This is a genomic window from Streptomyces sp. ALI-76-A (assembly GCF_030287445.1).
Taxonomy (GTDB): Bacteria; Actinomycetota; Actinomycetes; order Streptomycetales; family Streptomycetaceae; genus Streptomyces.
Window position 1 is genome coordinate 2,378,781 of the sequence record NZ_JASVWB010000002.1, and the last position, 16,818, is coordinate 2,395,598.

At 71.0% G+C, this 16,818-nt stretch carries 16 protein-coding genes; 8 read left to right on the top strand and 8 right to left on the bottom strand.

Annotation, left to right across the window (positions count from 1 at the left end; translation table 11 throughout):
* Window positions 1-29 precede the first annotated feature (29 nt).
* Window positions 30-1,451 (bottom strand): CynX/NimT family MFS transporter, encoded by a 1,422-nt coding sequence (locus tag QQS16_RS11655; protein WP_502963779.1) that lies wholly within the window; start codon window positions 1,449-1,451, stop codon window positions 30-32.
* A gap of 70 nt (window positions 1,452-1,521) precedes the next feature.
* Here QQS16_RS11655 and QQS16_RS11660 point away from each other — a divergent pair, with 70 nt between their 5' ends.
* Complete coding sequence (locus QQS16_RS11660; RefSeq protein WP_286061556.1) at window positions 1,522-2,208, top strand: FadR/GntR family transcriptional regulator; 687 nt, start codon at window positions 1,522-1,524, stop codon at window positions 2,206-2,208.
* Here the strand turns inward: QQS16_RS11660 and QQS16_RS11665 are convergent.
* The 3 genes from QQS16_RS11665 to fabG form a co-directional block, all read right to left on the bottom strand.
* Entirely contained in the window at window positions 2,192-2,569 is a 378-nt protein-coding gene (locus tag QQS16_RS11665) for a hypothetical protein (protein ID WP_286061557.1), read from the bottom strand. The two genes, QQS16_RS11660 and QQS16_RS11665, sit on opposite strands and share 17 nt — an antisense overlap.
* 246 nt (window positions 2,570-2,815) lie before the next feature.
* Entirely contained in the window at window positions 2,816-3,583 is a 768-nt protein-coding gene (gene fabI / locus QQS16_RS11670; RefSeq protein ID WP_286061558.1) for an enoyl-ACP reductase FabI, read from the bottom strand.
* A gap of 5 nt (window positions 3,584-3,588) precedes the next feature.
* On the bottom strand, window positions 3,589-4,293 hold the full coding sequence (gene fabG, locus QQS16_RS11675) for a 3-oxoacyl-[acyl-carrier-protein] reductase (RefSeq protein ID WP_286061559.1): 705 nt from the start codon (window positions 4,291-4,293) through the stop codon (window positions 3,589-3,591).
* A gap of 244 nt (window positions 4,294-4,537) precedes the next feature.
* Between fabG and QQS16_RS11680 the strand changes: the two genes are divergently transcribed.
* Genes QQS16_RS11680 through tyrS form a run of 3 tightly spaced genes read left to right on the top strand, consistent with a single transcriptional unit; the run spans window position 4,538 to window position 8,778 of the window.
* A complete protein-coding gene (locus tag QQS16_RS11680) occupies window positions 4,538-6,061 on the top strand; it encodes a TldD/PmbA family protein (RefSeq protein WP_286061560.1) in 1,524 nt (507 codons plus the stop codon).
* Entirely contained in the window at window positions 6,058-7,452 is a 1,395-nt protein-coding gene (locus tag QQS16_RS11685; RefSeq protein WP_286061561.1) for a TldD/PmbA family protein, read from the top strand. Before QQS16_RS11680 ends, QQS16_RS11685 begins: the two co-directional genes overlap by 4 nt.
* A gap of 57 nt (window positions 7,453-7,509) precedes the next feature.
* Window positions 7,510-8,778, top strand: coding sequence for a tyrosine--tRNA ligase (gene tyrS / locus QQS16_RS11690; protein WP_286061562.1), 1,269 nt, complete (start codon window positions 7,510-7,512; stop codon window positions 8,776-8,778).
* 92 nt (window positions 8,779-8,870) lie between these two features.
* Here the strand turns inward: tyrS and QQS16_RS11695 are convergent, their stop codons facing one another.
* On the bottom strand, window positions 8,871-9,149 hold the full coding sequence (locus QQS16_RS11695) for a GlsB/YeaQ/YmgE family stress response membrane protein (protein ID WP_286061563.1): 279 nt from the start codon (window positions 9,147-9,149) through the stop codon (window positions 8,871-8,873).
* A 244-nt stretch (window positions 9,150-9,393) separates the two neighbouring features.
* On the opposite strand from QQS16_RS11695, the gene QQS16_RS11700 reads away from it, so the two are divergent.
* Both QQS16_RS11700 and QQS16_RS11705 read left to right on the top strand, forming a co-directional pair.
* Entirely contained in the window at window positions 9,394-9,792 is a 399-nt protein-coding gene (locus tag QQS16_RS11700; protein WP_286061564.1) for a DUF3099 domain-containing protein, read from the top strand.
* 258 nt (window positions 9,793-10,050) lie between these two features.
* Complete coding sequence (locus QQS16_RS11705) at window positions 10,051-10,260, top strand: hypothetical protein (RefSeq protein WP_286061565.1); 210 nt, start codon at window positions 10,051-10,053, stop codon at window positions 10,258-10,260.
* On the opposite strand, the gene moaA is transcribed toward QQS16_RS11705, so the two are convergent.
* The 3 genes from moaA to QQS16_RS11720 form a co-directional block, all read right to left on the bottom strand.
* Window positions 10,257-11,246, bottom strand: a complete 990-nt coding sequence (gene moaA / locus QQS16_RS11710; RefSeq protein ID WP_286061566.1) for a GTP 3',8-cyclase MoaA — start codon at window positions 11,244-11,246, stop codon at window positions 10,257-10,259. The two genes, QQS16_RS11705 and moaA, sit on opposite strands and share 4 nt — an antisense overlap.
* Window positions 11,247-11,400: 154 nt before the next feature.
* Window positions 11,401-13,026, bottom strand: a complete 1,626-nt coding sequence (locus QQS16_RS11715) for a monocarboxylic acid transporter (RefSeq protein WP_286061567.1) — start codon at window positions 13,024-13,026, stop codon at window positions 11,401-11,403.
* Window positions 13,023-13,379, bottom strand: coding sequence for a DUF485 domain-containing protein (locus QQS16_RS11720; protein WP_286061568.1), 357 nt, complete (start codon window positions 13,377-13,379; stop codon window positions 13,023-13,025). The genes QQS16_RS11715 and QQS16_RS11720 overlap by 4 nt, the downstream gene beginning before the upstream one ends.
* Window positions 13,380-13,635: 256 nt before the next feature.
* Here QQS16_RS11720 and QQS16_RS11725 point away from each other — a divergent pair, with 256 nt between their 5' ends.
* On the top strand, window positions 13,636-15,165 hold the full coding sequence (locus QQS16_RS11725) for a S8 family peptidase (RefSeq protein WP_286061569.1): 1,530 nt from the start codon (window positions 13,636-13,638) through the stop codon (window positions 15,163-15,165).
* 86 nt (window positions 15,166-15,251) lie between these two features.
* A complete protein-coding gene (locus tag QQS16_RS11730) occupies window positions 15,252-16,817 on the top strand; it encodes a S8 family peptidase (RefSeq protein WP_286061570.1) in 1,566 nt (521 codons plus the stop codon).
* Window position 16,818: the final 1 nt, after the last annotated feature.

Genomic DNA, 16,818 nt, shown 5'->3' on the forward strand with positions numbered 1-16,818 from the left:
TGCCCCGCCGGGACGCGCGCCGGGCCGGGTCAGCGCGCCGCCTCGTCCTCCACCGTACGGTCGCGCCCCGCGAGGACGCCCACGACCATCTGCGGGATCATCAGGGCGGTCATCAGCGCGATCGGCAGCCCCCAGCCGCCGCTGCTCTCGTAGAGCACCCCCACCAGGAGCGGCCCCGGGATGGAGATCAGATAGCCGGTGCTCTGCGCGAAGGCCGACAGCTGGGCCACGCCGGCGCCGGTCCTGGCCCGCATGCCGACCATGGTGAGGGCGAGCGGGAAGGCGCAGTTGGAGACGCCGAGCAGCACGGCCCAGGCCCAGGCGCCGCCGGCCGGCGCGAGGTACAGGCCGGTGTAGCCCGCCAGACCGCAGACGCCGAGCGCGAGCACGATCGGCCCCTGGTGCGGCAGCCGGGTGGCGACGCGCGGGATGACGAAGGCGAGCGGCACGCCCATCACCATCGTGACGGCGAGCAGCAGTCCGGCCGTGCCCGCGGGGACGCCCGCGTCCCGGAAGATCTGCGCCATCCAGCCCATGGTGATGTAGGCGGCGGTGGCCTGGAGCCCGAAGAAGACGGCGAGCGCCCACGCGGTACGGCTCCTGGTGATCCGCAGCGCGGCCGACGGCTGTTCGCCCGTGGGTGCCCGCTCCGCCGACGGCCGCCCGCGCGCGGGTGTCCGCTCGGCCGGCGCCGGCCCCCGTTCCCGTACGAGCGGGATCCACGGCAGCACGGCCGCCGCCGCCAAGGCGGCCCACACGGAGAGTCCCGACTGCCAGCTTCCGCCCAGTGCCCGGGTCATCGGGACGGTCACGGCGGCCGCGGCGGAGGTGCCGAGGGCGAGGGCCATCGAGTACAGGCCGGTCATGGAGCCGACCCGGTCGGGGAACCAGCGCTTGACGATGACCGGCATCAGGACGTTGCTGACGGCGATGCCCATGAGGGCCAGGGCGCTGGCGGCCAGGAACCCGGCCGTACCGCCCGCGTAGGGCCGGATCAGCAGGCCCGCGGCGATGGCGGTCATGCCCGCGCACACCACCGCGCCCGCTCCGAAGCGGCGGGCCAGCCGCGGGGCGGTCATGCCGAAGAGGGCGAAGCAGAGCGGGGGGACGGAGGTGAGGAGTCCGGCCGTGCCGCCGCTCATGCCGAGCCCGTCGCGGACCTCTTCGAGGAGGGCGCCGAGGCTGGTGATGGCGGGGCGCAGGTTGAGGGCGGACAGCACGATGCCGACGACCACCAGGCGGGTCGTCCACGCGCGCGTGCCCGGGCCCGGCCCCTTGGTGATGCCGTCCCCCCGGGAGTCACCGGCGGCCGATCCGCGTCCGCCGGTCGCCGAACCGCTCGGCTCGGCGGCCGAACCGCCCGCGCCGACGGCCGGACCCCGTACGACCGCATCGCGTACGTCCGTGTGCTTCGTCGTCCGGGTGCCCTCACGTGCCATGCCGCCCATCATAGAATCATGGGATGATTACGGGTCCATTCCCGGGTCGCCCGCTCCGGCCCCGCCTGTGCGAAGGTGTGCCATGCCTCTGAGCCATCCCCGCCGGTCGGCACTGTCCGAGCAGGTCATCGCCGCGCTGCGGCACCAGATCACCTCGGGCGAGTGGCCGGTGGGGGCCCGGATCCCGACGGAGCCCGAGCTGGTCGAGCAGCTCGGTGTCGCCCGCAACACCGTCCGCGAGGCCGTCCGCGCGCTGGCGCACAACGGCCTGCTGGACATCCGTCAGGGCTCGGGCACGTACGTCGTGGCGACCAGCGAGCTGGCGGGGGTGATGCACCGCCGCTTCGCGGACGCTGATCCCCGGCACATCGCCGAGCTGCGGTCCACGCTGGAGTCGTCCGCCGCCCGGCTCGCCGCCGCGCGGCGCACCGAGAAGGACCTCAAACAGCTCGACGCGCTCCTGGCGCGGCGCGAGGAGGCCTGGGAGTCGGGCGACGCGGAGGCGTTCGTGACGGCGGACGCGACCTTCCACCTGGCGGTGGTGGCCGCCTCCCACAACGACGTGATGTCGGCGATGTACGCCGATCTGGGCGAGGTACTGCGCGACTGGCTGCGCGAGGACATCGGCGAGGAGCTGACGCCGGAGACGCACATGGACCACGCGCGGCTCGTCGACGCGATCCGCGCGGGCGACGCCACGACGGCCGCCACGGAGGCCGCCGGCTACCCGTTCCTGTGCCGTCCGGGCCGGTTCAGCGCTCCTGCCTGAAGTGGGCCTGCCTGCTGTGGCTGACCCACACCGAGCGGACCTCCTTCCAGCAGCGGCCGGTCAGCCGCACGGTCTGCGCGGGACCGGCCACCACCGGGGCCCCGTCACTGTCGACGTCCCACCAGCGCTCGCACTCGATGTGCAGGCGGACGCGGTCGGCCTGCGGATAGGGGTTGTGGCAGTACGCGGTCACCTGGGAGCCGGTGACCCGGCTGCGGCACGTGGCCCCGAACGGCTCCGGCGCCGCGGCCCGGTGCGCCTCCACGCGCGCGTGCGGCATCGCCTCGTAGGACTCGCAGGACAGGGACAGCAGCAGACAGACGCCGACGGTCACTGAGGCCAGGCTGCGGGACAGGTGCACAAGGGGACCTCCTCGGCCGGGCTGGGGAGGAAGGCGCGTGGTGAACGCCTACTCCAGGGTGCCCGGTCGCGGTCCTCACCCGCCCGGCCGGGTGATCCGAACGAGTGACGCCCCGCTCCCCGCGCGCTGCGGAGGACGGGGCGTCGACGACCTGCCGGGGAGGCGTACGCGGAAGGCGTGCGGAGAGGTCGCGCGAGGACGTCGTACGGCCAGGTCAGGCGTCGTACGGGGGTCCCGCGGGAGCGGTCACGCGCCGATGGCGTGCAGACCGCCGTCCACGTGGACGATCTCTCCCGTGGTCTTCGGGAACCAGTCGCTCAGCAGGGCGACGACGCCCTTGCCGGCCGGCTCGGGGTCCTTGAGGTCCCACTCCAGGGGGGCACGGTCGTCCCACACGGAGGCGAGCTCCGCGAAGCCCGGGATGGACTTGGCGGCCATCGAGCCGATGGGGCCCGCGGAGACGAGGTTGCAGCGGATGTTCTGCTTGCCCAGGTCGCGCGCCATGTAGCGGCTGGTGGCCTCCAGGGCGGCCTTGGCCGGACCCATCCAGTCGTACTGCGGCCAGGCGTACTGGGCGTCGAAGGTGAGGCCGACGACGGAGCCGCCGTTCTGCATCAGCGGCAGGCAGGCCATGGTCAGCGACTTCAGGGAGTACGCCGAGACGTGCATGGCGGTGGCGACGGACTCGAACGGGGTGTTGAGGAAGTTGCCGCCGAGCGCGTCCTGCGGCGCGAAGCCGATGGAGTGCACGACGCCGTCGAGGCCGCCGAGCTCCTCGCCCACGATGTCGGCCAGGCGCCCGAGGTGCTCGTCGTTCGTCACGTCGAGCTCGATGACCTTGGTGGGCTTCGGCAGCTTCCGGGCGATGCGCTCGGTCAGGGTGGGCCGCGGGAACGCGGTCAGGATGATCTCGGCGCCCTGCTCCTGGGCCAGCTTCGCGGTGTGGAAGGCGATGGAGGACTCCATCAGCACACCGGTGATCAGGACGCGCTTGCCCTCGAGAATTCCGCTCATGGTGATCAGTGACCCATTCCCAGTCCGCCGTCAACGGGGATGACGGCTCCAGTGATGTACGAGGCGTCGTCCGAGGCGAGGAACCGCACCGTCGCGGCGACTTCCTCCGGCCGCGCGTACCGGCCGAGCGGCACCTGCGCCACGATGCCGGCGCGCTGCTCGTCGGTGAGGACCTTCGTCATGTCGGTGTCGACGAAGCCGGGGGCGACGACGTTGAAGGTGATGTTGCGGGATCCCAGCTCACGGGCGAGGGAGCGGGCGAAGCCGACGAGGGCGGCCTTGGAGGCGGCGTAGTTCGCCTGCCCCGGGGAGCCGTACAGCCCGACCACCGAGGAGATCAGGACGACGCGGCCCTTCTTGGCGCGCAGCATGCCGCGGTTGGCGCGCTTGACGACCCGGAAGGTGCCGGTGAGGTTGGTGTCGACGACCGAGGTGAAGTCCTCCTCGGACATCCGCATCAGCAGCTGGTCCTTGGTCACGCCGGCGTTGGCGATCAGCACCTCGACCGGGCCGTGCTCGGCCTCGATCTCCTTGTAGGCCTGCTCCACCTGCTCGGAGTCGGTGATGTCGCACTTGACGGCGAGGAAGCCGGCCGGCGGCTCACCCGAGCGGTACGTGATGGCGACCTTGTCGCCGGCGTCGGCGAACGCGCGGGCGATGGCGAGGCCGATGCCCCGGTTGCCTCCGGTGACGAGAACCGAGCGGCTCAACGGATCACCCTTTCGATAGCGGTCTGGTACACCCGCCCGGACACCTGGATGACAGGCGGCTTCCCAGAAAACCTATCGGTCCCGGCCCGGACTCGGACAATCGGGCGCCCACAGTGGCGCAGGGGCCGCACTGTCGGGTCCCTACAGAAAGATGCGGAGGCCGGTCGCAAACGTGTGGTCCGCGAGCGGGACGGCACGACATGATCGGAGCAACCACGGGTCACGACAACAAGGAGAGACCTCGGTGCCTCATACGATCGACGAAGCCTTCACGGCGCTTCCCCTGCGCGCCCTGGCCGACGCCGCGCTCGCCCGCGCGCGTGCGCTAGGCGCGGACCACGCGGACTTCCGCTTCGAGCGCGTGCGCAGCGCGTCCTGGCGGCTGCGGGACGCCAAGCCCTCGGGCTCGTCGGACACCACCGACCTCGGGTACGCGGTGCGGGTGGTGCACGGCGGGACGTGGGGGTTCGCGTCCGGGGTGGACCTGACCCTGGACGCCGCCGCCAAGGTCGCGTCCCAGGCCGTGCAGATGGCCAAGCTCTCCGCCCAGGTGATCAGGGCGGCCGGGTCGGACGAGCGGGTGGAGCTGGCCGACGAACCCGTGCACGCGGAGAAGACCTGGATCTCGTCGTACGAGATCGACCCGTTCTCGGTACCCGACGAGGAGAAGTCGGCGCTGTTGGCCGAGTGGAGCGCGCGGCTGCTGGCGGCCGACGGCGTCAACCACGTGGACGCCTCGCTGCTCACCGTGCACGAGAACAAGTTCTACGCCGACACCGCCGGGACCGTCACCACACAGCAGCGCGTGCGGCTGCACCCGCAGCTGACGGCCGTGTCGGTGGACGAGTCGAGCGGCGAGTTCGACTCGATGCGGACCATCGCGCCGCCCGTGGGACGCGGCTGGGAGTACCTCACCGGCACCGGCTGGGACTGGGACGCGGAGCTGGCGCGGATCCCGGAGCTGCTGGCCGAGAAGATGCGCGCGCCGAGCGTCGAGGCGGGCGTGTACGACCTGGTGGTCGACCCGTCCAACCTGTGGCTGACCATCCACGAGTCGATCGGGCACGCCACCGAGCTGGACCGCGCGCTCGGCTACGAGGCCGCCTACGCCGGCACCTCCTTCGCCACCTTCGACCAGTTGGGCAAGTTGCGCTACGGCTCCGAGCTGATGAACGTCACCGGCGACCGCACCGCCGAGCACGGCCTGGCGACCATCGGGTACGACGACGAGGGCGTCGAGGGCCAGTCCTGGGACCTGGTGAAGGACGGCACGCTCGTCGGCTACCAGCTGGACCGGAGGATCGCGAGGCTGACCGGGTTCGAGCGGTCCAACGGGTGCGCCTTCGCCGACTCCCCCGCACACGTGCCCGTGCAGCGCATGGCCAACGTGTCGCTGCGGCCGGACCCGGCCGGGATGTCCACCGAGGACCTCATCGGCGGCGTCGAGCGCGGGATCTACGTCGTCGGCGACCGGTCCTGGTCGATCGACATGCAGCGCTACAACTTCCAGTTCACCGGGCAGCGGTTCTTCAGGATCGAGAACGGGCGGATCGCCGGACAGCTGCGGGACGTCGCCTACCAGGCGACGACCACCGACTTCTGGGGCTCGATGGCCGCGGTGGGCGGTCCGCAGACGTATGTCCTCGGCGGCGCCTTCAACTGCGGCAAGGCCCAGCCGGGGCAGGTCGCGGCGGTCTCGCACGGCTGCCCGTCGGCCCTCTTCCGGGGCGTCAACATCCTCAACACCACGCAGGAGGCCGGTCGATGAGCCCGCGTACGAACAAGCCGCACGAGATCGTCGAGCGGGCCCTCGAACTGTCCCGCGCCGACGGCTGTGTGGTGATCGCCGACGAGCAGTCGACCGCGAACCTGCGCTGGGCGGGCAACGCGCTGACCACGAACGGTGTCACCCGCGGGCGCACGCTCACCGTCATCGCGACCGTCGACGGCAAGGAGGGCACAGCCTCCGGAGTCGTGTCGCGGTCCGCCGTGAGCCCGGAGGAGCTGGAGCCCCTGGTCCGCGCCGCCGAGACCGCCGCGCGCGGATCCGGGCCGGCCGAGGACGCGCGGCCGCTGGTCACGGGCGTACCGGAGTCGCCGGACTTCCTGGACGCGCCCGCCGAGACCTCCTCCGCCGTCTTCGCCGACTTCGCGCCGGCGCTCGGCGAGGCGTTCGCCCGCGCCCGTGCGGGCGGCCGTGAGCTGTACGGCTTCGCCAACCACGAGCTGGTCTCCAGTTACCTGGGCACGTCGACGGGGCTGCGGCTGCGGCACGACCAGCCCAACGGGACGCTGGAGCTGAACGCCAAGTCGCCGGACCGTGCGCGTTCGGCGTGGGCGGGCCGCTCGACCCGGGACTTCAAGGACGTCGACCCGGCGGCGCTCGACGCCGAGCTGGCCGTACGCCTCGGCTGGGCGGAGCGGCGGATCGAGCTGCCCGCCGGACGGTACGAGACGCTGCTGCCGCCGACGGCCGTGGCGGACCTGCTGATCTACCAGATGTGGTCGGCGTCGGGCCGGGACGCGGTCGAGGGCCGCACGGTGTTCTCCAAGCCGGGTGGCGGCACGCGCGTCGGCGAGAAGCTCACCGACCTGCCGCTGACGCTGCGCAGCGACCCGAACGAGCCGGGCCTGGAGTCCGCGCCCTTCGTGCTCGCGCACTCCTCCGGGGGCGACCAGTCGGTGTTCGACAACGGGCTGCCGCTGACCGCCACCGAGTGGGTGCGCCAGGGCGAGCTGGGCAACCTGTTGACCAGCCGCCACAGCGCGGAGCTGACCGGACTGCCGGTCGCGCCGGCGATCGACAACCTGATCCTGGACGGCGGCGAGGACACCTCCCTGGAGGAGATGGTCGCGAACACCGGGCGGGGGCTGCTGCTGACCTGCCTGTGGTACATCCGCGAGGTCGACCCGGCGACGCTGCTGCTGACCGGGCTGACCCGGGACGGCGTCTACCTCGTCGAGAACGGCGAGGTGGCCGGCGAGGTCAACAACTTCCGGTTCAACGAGTCGCCGGTGGACCTGCTGGGCCGGGCCGCCGAGGCCGGGCGCACGGAGAAGACGCTGCCGAGGGAGTGGAGCGACTGGTTCACCCGGGCCGCGATGCCGGCCCTGCGCATCCCCGATTTCAACATGAGCTCTGTCAGTCAGGGCGTATAACCTCGTAGTCGGCTGTCACTCGACCGCCCGAGCATGATCCAAGGAGATACGAGAACCGTGACGGACATCGTCGACGAGCTGAAGTGGCGCGGCCTGTGGGCCCTGTCCACCGACGAGGACGCTTTGCGCAAGGCGCTCGCGGACGGTCCCGTCACGTTCTATTGCGGTTTCGACCCGACCGCGGCCAGCCTGCACGTCGGCCACCTGGTGCAGGTCCTCACCATGCGCCGCCTCCAGCAGGCGGGCCTGCGTCCGCTGGCGCTGGTGGGCGGGGCGACCGGTCAGATCGGTGACCCCCGTCCCACGGCGGAGCGCACGCTGAACGACCCGGAGACGGTCGCGAACTGGGTGACCCGGCTGCGCGCGCAGATCGAGCCGTTCCTGTCCTTCGAGGGCGAGAACGCCGCGGTGATGGTCAACAACCTGGACTGGACCGCCGGCCTGTCGGCCATCGAGTTCCTGCGGGACATCGGCAAGCACTTCCGCGTCAACAAGATGCTGACGAAGGACTCCGTCGCCCGGCGCCTGGAGTCCCAGGAGGGCATCAGCTACACGGAGTTCAGCTACCAACTGCTCCAGGGCATGGACTTCCTGGAGCTGTACCGGCGGTACGGCTGCACGCTCCAGCAGGGCGGCAGCGACCAGTGGGGCAACCTCACGGCGGGTCTCGACCTGATCCACCGGCTGGAGCCCGACGCCGAGGTGCACTGCATGGCGACGCCGCTGATGGTCAAGGCGGACGGCACCAAGTTCGGCAAGACCGAGGGCGGCGCCGTCTGGCTCGACCCGGAGATGACGACGCCGTACGCGTTCTACCAGTTCTGGCTGAACGTGGACGACCGGGACATCTCCACCTACCTGCGCATCCTGTCCTTCCGGTCCCGTGCGGAGCTCGAGGAACTGGAGAAGCAGACCGAGGAGCGTCCGCAGGCCCGGGCCGCCCAGCGGGCGCTGGCCGAGGAGCTGACGACCCTGGTGCACGGCGCCGACCAGACGGCCGCCGTGATCGCCGCGTCGAAGGCGCTCTTCGGCCAGGGCGAGCTGGCGGAGCTGGACGAGCGGACGCTGACCGCGGCCCTGTCCGAGGTGCCGCACATCCAGGTCGCCGAGCTGCCTCCGGTGGTCGACCTGTTCGCCGAGGTCGGCCTGGTCGCCAGCAAGTCGGCCGCGCGCCGCACGGTCAAGGAGGGCGGTGCCTACGTGAACAACGTCAAGGTCACCGCCGAGGACGCCGTCCCGGCCGCGGAGGATCTGCTGCACGGACGCTGGCTGGTGCTGCGCCGGGGCAAGAAGAGCCTGGCGGCGGTGGCGGTCACACCCTCCTGAGCGGAGCGCACTCCTGATCAGGACTCTCTCCGGAACAGGGGGAAGGGGGTGGTCTCCCGGCCGGGAGACCACCCCCTTCCCCCTGTGGGCCCTCAGGTTCTCCGCTTGTCGCGGCCGAGCGTCGCCATGTACGCCATGTCCCCCAGGAAGACGATGACGACCGCGGCGATCAGCTGGAACAGGTGCCGCATCCAGTCGATGCCGGACGTGGCCTCCACCCCGGCCGCCCGGGCGATCGCGTTGCCGACGATCGCGCCGAGAATGCCGAAGATGGTGGTCAGCCAGAGAGGGCTGTGCTGCTTGCCGGGGATGATCGCCTTCGCGATCAGACCCAGCACGAATCCCACAATGATCGCCCACAACCAGCCCATGGATGCCTCCTCGTACGGCGCTACGTGAGCATTACGCCCAGTGTCGGCCCGCCCGCTCTACGCCGCATGCCGGGTACCGCCGTACGCGGTATGCCCGAGGATGTCCGTGCGGGGTGGAGGTGCCCCGGTCTCGTAGGCGACGCAGCCGGAGCGTACCGTGGAAGCTGTCCGGGTCCCGTCCTCCGACCGGGGGCGGTCCCGGTACGGGTGGCGAGGGTCCGATGCGGGCGGATGGTGGAATGTGATGCGGAAGCAGCATGCCGGTGGCGGCACCGAGGTGTTCCGGATCACCGGCGCCCGGACGGGCCTCCAGGAGGACGTACGGGGACGGCAGCGCCGGTACGTCATCTCGATGACGGTCCGCACGCTCTCGGTGATCCTCGCGCTCTCGCTGTGGAACGTGGAACGGCACGTCGCGATCGTCGCCCTGGTGCTCGGCGCGATCCTGCCCTATGTCGCCGTGGTGATCGCCAACGCCGGACGGGAGAACGCGCCGTCGCTCCCGTCGACGTTCGTCACCGCTCCGCTGCCGCCGATGATCATGCCTGCGCGGGAGGACGACGACTCGACGCAACCCGCCCCGGAGGACAGGGCGAGCGAACCGGCAGCGGGCGCGGAGCGCGAGCCACACGGCCGGGCGTGATCATGACGCGCCCCCGGTGGGCGCCTCGCAACCGGAAGTCAGGCCCCCGCCAAGCTCAAGAAAAGCTCAGATCAATCATGTTGTTCCAGTGCCGGGCGGCGGGTGACCCGTGACATACTTCGTAGGCGCTCCGCATCCCCCGTCGGAGCGACGGACCGACGCCGGGCAGCTCCCCCCGTGGCTGCTCGGCGTCGCCTTTGTACGGACCTTTTCCGCCGCGCTCAGCGCGCGTGTGCACCGTTCCTGTGAGACGAACCTGTGAGTGACGAGATCCCGATCTGCTCCGCCAAGGGCTGCCGCGCCGACGCCGTGTGGGTCCTCGCCTGGAACAACCCGAAGATCCACACGCCTGAGCGGCGCAAGACCTGGCTGGCCTGCGAGGAGCACCGGGAACACCTGTCACAGTTCCTCGGTGTCCGGGGCTTCCTGAAGGACGTCGTCCTGCTGGCGGAGTGGACGGCGCCCTAGCCGCCGATCGCCGACATCGGCCGGTCCGGCTGGACGAACGCCGGGTCGTCCAGGCCGGCACCCGCTTTCTTGCCCCACATGGCCAGGCGCCAGATCCGGGCGATCTCCTCGTCGGGTGCGCCGGAGCGCAGGGCCGCGCGCAGGTCGGTCTCCTCGCGGGCGAACAGGCAGGTGCGTACCTGGCCGTCGGCCGTCAGGCGGGTGCGGTCGCAGGCCGCGCAGAACGGGCGGGTGACGGAGGCGATGACCCCGACGCGGTGCGGGCCGCCGTCCACGAGCCAGCGCTCGGCGGGGGCCGAGCCGCGCTCCTCGGAGCCTTCCTCGGTGAGCTCGAAGCGGGTGCGCAGGGAGGCGAGGATGTCGCCCGCGGTGATCATGCCGTCGCGCTTCCAGCCGTGCTGGGCGTCCAGGGGCATCTGCTCGATGAAGCGCAGCTCGTAGTCGTGTTCCACGGCCCAGGCCAGCAGGTCCGGGGCCTCGTCCTCGTTCAGGCCCGGCATCAGGACCGAGTTGACCTTGACCGGGGTCAGGCCGGCGTCACGGGCGGCGTGCAGGCCGGCGATGACGTCCTGGTGGCGGTCGCGGCGGGTGAGGGTCTTGAAGACGTCCGGGCGCAGGGTGTCCAGGGAGACGTTGACCCGGTCCAGGCCGGCCGCCTTCAGGGCCGCCGCGGTGCGCTGGAGACCGATGCCGTTGGTGGTGAGGGACATCTGGGGGCGCGGCTCGAGAGCGGCGACCCGCTCGACGATGCCGACCAGGCCGGGGCGCAGCAGCGGCTCGCCGCCGGTGAAGCGGACCTCCTCGATGCCCAGGGAGGTGACGGCGATGTCGATCAGGCGGACGATCTCGTCGTCCGTGAGCAGGTCCGGCTTGGCCAGCCACTGCAGGCCCTCCTCGGGCATGCAGTACGTGCACCGCAGGTTGCACCGGTCGGTCAGCGAGACCCTCAGGTCGGTGGCCACCCGGCCGTAGGTGTCGATGAGCATGCGGCCCCCTCCCTCGTGAATCACAGGTTTTTCCGACACCTGCGAGCCTACGCGACCCCACCGACAACGACAGGGCCCGATCCGACGGGACAGGGCGCGGCCGCGCCGTAGGGATCCACGACGCGGCCGCGGGGACGGACCGGGGGCGGCGGGCTCAGTGCGCGCCGGTGCCGGTCAGCGACCGCACCTCGAGTTCCGCGAACTTGGCGGTGTCGGGCTCCTCCTTGGACAGGACCGTGCCGAGCCAGCCCATCAGGAAGCCGAACGGGATGGAGATGATGCCCGGGTTCTTCAGCGGGAACCAGGCGAAGTCGACGTCGGGGAACATCGCCTTGGGGTCGCCGGAGACCACGGGTGAGAACAGCACCAGGCCGACGGCGACGATCAGGCCGCCGTAGATCGACCACAGGGCGCCCTGGGTGGTGAACCGCTTCCAGAACAGGCTGTAGAGGATCGTCGGCAGGTTGGCGGAGGCCGCGACCGCGAAGGCGAGGGCGACCAGGCCGGCCACGTTCAGGTCGCGGGCGAGGGCGCCCAGGAGGATGGACGCGGCGCCGATGCCGATGGTCGCCAGCCGGGCCGCCCTCATCTCCTGCTTCTCGGTGGCCTTGCCCTTCTTTATGACGTTGGCGTAGATGTCGTGCGCGAAGGACGACGACGAGGCCAGGGTGAGGCCGGCGACCACGGCGAGGATCGTCGCGAAGGCCACCGCCGAGATCACGGCGAGCAGGATGGCGCCCCAGGCCGAGTCGACGCCGCCGAGGTGGAGGGCGAGCAGGGGCGCCGCCGTGTTGCCGGACGGGTTGGACTCGATGATCTCTTCCTGGGAGATCAGCGCCGCGGCGCCGAAGCCGAGGGCGATGGTCATCAGGTAGAAGCCGCCGATGATGCCGATGGCCCAGTTCACGGACTTCCGGGCGGCCTTGGCGTTGGGCACCGTGTAGAAGCGGATCAGGATGTGCGGCAGGCCGGCGGTACCGAGCACCAGGGCGATGCCGAGGGAGATGAAGTCCAGCTTGGTGGTGCCGGTCGCGCCGTACTGGAGACCGGGCTCCAGGAAGGCGGTGCCCTTGCCGCTGTTCTCGGCGGCCGTGCCGAGCAGGTCGGAGATGTTGAAGTTGAACTTCAGCAGCACCAGGAAGGTGATCAGGATGGTGCCGCTGATGAGCAGCACGGCCTTGACCATCTGGACCCAGGTGGTGCCCTTCATGCCGCCGATGGACACGTACACGATCATCAGGACGCCGACCAGGGCGACGATGAGGACCTTGCCGGCGTCGGAGGTGATGCCGAGCAGCAGGGAGACCAGGACGCCCGCGCCCGCCATCTGGGCCAGCAGGTAGAAGATGGACACGACGATCGTGGAGGTGCCCGCCGCCGTGCGGACCGGGCGCTGGCGCATGCGGTACGCCAGGACGTCACCCATGGTGTAGCGGCCGGAGTTGCGCAGCGGCTCCGCCACCAGGAGCAGCGCCACCAGCCAGGCGACCAGGAAGCCGATGGAGTAGAGGAAGCCGTCGTACCCGAAGAGGGCGATGGCTCCGGCGATGCCGAGGAAGGACGCGGCCGACATGTAGTCGCCGGAGACCGCGAGGCCGTTCTGGAAGGCGCTGAACTGGCGCCCGCCCGCGTAGAAGTCGGCGGCGTCCTTGGTCTGGCGGCCGGCCCAGACGGTGATGACGAGCGTCGCGACGACGAAGGCCGCGAACAGGGAGATGATCAGCGGCCGGTGCTCGCCGGCCTCCCCCGCGGCGAGGAAGGTCTGCTGTACGGGGCTCATGCGCCGCCCTCCATTCGGGACTTGATGGCCTCGGCCTTGGGGTCGAGCTTGGCGGCGGCGTGCCGCGAGTACCACCAGGCGATGAGGAACGTGGTGACGAACTGGGCGATGCCGAGGACGAAGGCGACGTTGATGTTGCCGAAGAGCTTGGTGCCCATGAAGCCGCCCGCGTAGTTGGACAGCAGGACGTAGAGCAGGTACCAGGCGATGAAGCCGACGGTCAGCGGGAAGGCGAACGAGCGGTAGGAGCGGCGCAGTTCACCGAACTCCGCGCTCTCGTGCACCGCTGTGAACTCCTCGGGTGAGGGGAGCCGGTGCTGCTCTTTCGAGGGTGGCGGTGCGTCGGTGGCCACGGAGTCTCCTCGCGTTGCGGATGCGGTTGTGACGGGGATCGGGGGCGAGTGTCCTCGCGCTCCCTGCTCAAGGTCACGGCGGCGCGCGAGGGCCGGTTCAACAACGAGGGCGTCTTTCCGAAGTCACCTCGGGTAAGTCATTGCTGGCCAGCGACTTCGGCAGATAGCTTCGGGCCTGCACCACCCGTCATGTACCTGCCCGGGCGATCACCTGTGCCTCGGGCCGGTTTCGTTTTCCGGATGATGTGGAGACCCCATGGCTCATCTGCGTTCCAGACGCCGACTGGCCCTCGCCGTACCCGTCGTGCTGTCGCTGACGGCCTCACTCGGCTTCCTGCCGGCGGTGGCCTCGGCCGCCCCGAGCGCGCCGAGCGCGGCGCCGGCGGCCGACGCGCCCAGCCTGGCCTACGTGGTCAACACCAAGGTGGACCGCCGCACGATCGCGGCGGTGAAGAAGGCCGTCCCGGCGGCCGGCGGCACGGTCGTGACCACGTACGAGAAGATCGGCGTGATCGTCGTCCACTCCGCGAACCCCGACTTCGCCCGGCAGATGCGGGCGTTCCGCGGGGTGCAGTCGGCGGGCGCCACGCGCACCACGCCGCTGACCGCCGCGGGGACGACCGACGAGGGCGCGGCGCAGTTCCTGTCGAAGGAGCAGGCCGCGAAGGCCGCGAGCGCCTCCGCCGCCACGCCGGACAGTGAGCCCCTGGAAGCCGACCAGTGGGACCTGCGCGCGATCGGCGCCGACAAGGCGGCGAAGATCAACCCGGGCAGCCGCAAGGTGACCGTCGCCGTGATCGACACGGGCGTCGACGACACCCACCCGGACCTCGCCCCGAACTTCTCCGCCTCCCAGTCGGCCAACTGCGTCGGCGGTGTGGCGGACACCAGCGCGGGTGCCTGGCGCCCGTACACCGCGGAGGACTACCACGGCACGCACGTGGCCGGTGAGATCGCCGCGGCCCGCAACGGCATCGGCGTCGCCGGGGTGGCCCCCGGCGTCAAGGTGTCCGGCATCAAGGTGAGCGACCCGGACAACGGCCTCTTCTACCCCGAGAGCGTCGTGTGTGCCTTCGTGTTCGCCGCCGACCACGGTGTGGAGATCACGAACAACAGCTACTACGTGGATCCGTGGCTGTACAACTGCATGGACGACCCCGATCAGAAGGCGATCGTCGACGCGGTCAACAGGGCCCAGCTGTACGCCCAGAAGAAGGGCACGCTCAACGTGGCGTCGGCGGGCAACTCCAACCACGACCTGGACTCCGACGCGATCGTCGACGACTCCAGCCCCGACGACTCCACGCCGGTGACGCGGACGATCGACCCGCACGAGTGCTTCGACGTGCCGACGCAGCTGCCGGGTGTCGTCACGGTCAGCGCGACGGGCGTCAAGAACCTCAAGTCGTACTACTCGACCTACGGCAAGGGCGTCGTCGACGTCGCGGCGCCGGGCGGCGACCGGCTCTACCAGATACCGGACACGCCGTCGAAGAACGGCCGCATCCTGTCCACCATGCCGAACGGCGAGTACGCCTTCCTACAGGGCACGTCGATGGCCTCGCCGCACGCCGCCGGTGTCGCCGCGCTGCTCAAGTCCAGGCACCCGTACGCCACCCCGGCCCAGCTCCAGGCGCTGCTGAAGGTCCAGGCGGACAACCCGGGCTGCCCCGAGTCGTACGACCAGAACGGTGACGGCACGCCGGACGCGGTGTGCGAGGGCGGCAAGCGCGTCAACGGCTTCTACGGGTACGGCGTCGTCAACGCGCTGCGCGCGGTGAAGTAGCCCGGCGCCCGCGCCTCGCCCCGCGGAACGTCCCGACCCCCCGCACGGTCCGCTCGTATCCCGAACGAACTGGAGACAGACACACCATGACAGGGCCTCACCCGCGCCACCGGCGCGCGCTCACCGTTCCGCTCGGCATGGCCATGGCCACGGCTGTGGCGTTCCTGCCCAACACGGCCACCGCGGCCGACGTGCCCGGTACCGTGGCCGGCGTCACCGGCGCCGTGAACGACGTCCTCGCCCCGGCCGCGGGGGCGGACGCGACCGCGCTCAGCTACGTCGTCAACGTCCGCCCCGGGCACGGGCCTTCCGCGCAGGTGAAGAAGGCCATCGCCGCCGCGGGCGGCACGATCGTGACGTCGTACGACCAGATCGGCGTGATCGTCGTCCACTCGTCCGACCCGGACTTCGCCAAGACGATCCGCACGGTCCGCGGGGTCGACTCGGCCGGCAACACCCGCAACGCGCCGCTGCCCGCCCAGTCGACGACCGACCTGGGCGCGCCGAAGGTGCTCAGCGCGGCGGAGGCCGCCGACGCCCGGGCCGACGCCACCGCCGCGCAGGACCCGCTGGAGTCCCTCCAGTGGGACCTGCCCGCGATCAAGGCGGACAAGGCGCACGAGAAGTCGCTCGGCAGCAGCAAGGTGACGGTCGCCGTGATCGACACCGGTGTCGACGACACCCACCCCGACATCGCGCCGAACTTCGACCGGGCCGCGTCCGTCAACTGCGTGACGGGCAAACCGGACACGACCGACGGGGCGTGGCGGCCGAGCGCCTCCGAGAGCCCGCACGGCACGCATGTGGCGGGCGAGATCGCCGCCGCCAAGAACGGCGTCGGCATGACGGGTGTCGCGCCCGGCGTGAAGGTCTCCGGCATCAAGGTGTCCACGACCGCCGGCTACTTCTACACGGAGGCGGTGGTCTGCGGCTTCATGTGGGCGGCCACGCACGACGTCGAGGTCACCAACAACAGCTATTACACCGACCCCTGGTACTTCAACTGCAAGAACGACCCGGACCAGAAGGCGCTCGTGGACGCCGTCTCCCGGGCCTCGAAGTACGCGGAGAAGAAGGGCGCGGTCAACGTCGCCGCGGCCGGCAACGAGAACTACGACCTCGCGGCCGACGAGATCACCGACCCGGTCTCGCCGAACGACGCGACGCCCTCGGACCGGGTGATCGACCCGTCGGAGTGCCTGGACATACCGACCCAGCTTCCGGGTGTCGTGACGGTCGCGTCGACCGGCGCCAAGGGCATCAAGTCGTCCTTCTCCAACCACGGCCTCGGGGTCGTCGACATCGCCGCGCCCGGCGGCGACTCGACGGCCTACCAGACGCCGGCGCCGCCCGCGACCAGCGGTCTGATCCTCGGCACTCTGCCGGGCGGCAAGTGGGGTTACATGGCCGGCACGTCGATGGCGAGCCCGCACGTCGCGGCCGTCGCCGCGCTGATCAAGTCGACGCACCCGTACGCCTCGCCGGCCCTGGTGAAGGCCCTGCTGTACGCCGAGGCCGACGCCACGCCGTGCACGGACCCGTACGACATCAACAGCGACGGCAAGATCGACGCGGTGTGCGAGGGGTCGAAGAACCGCAACGGCTTCTACGGCTGGGGCATCACGGACGCGCTGGACGCGGTGACGAAGTAGA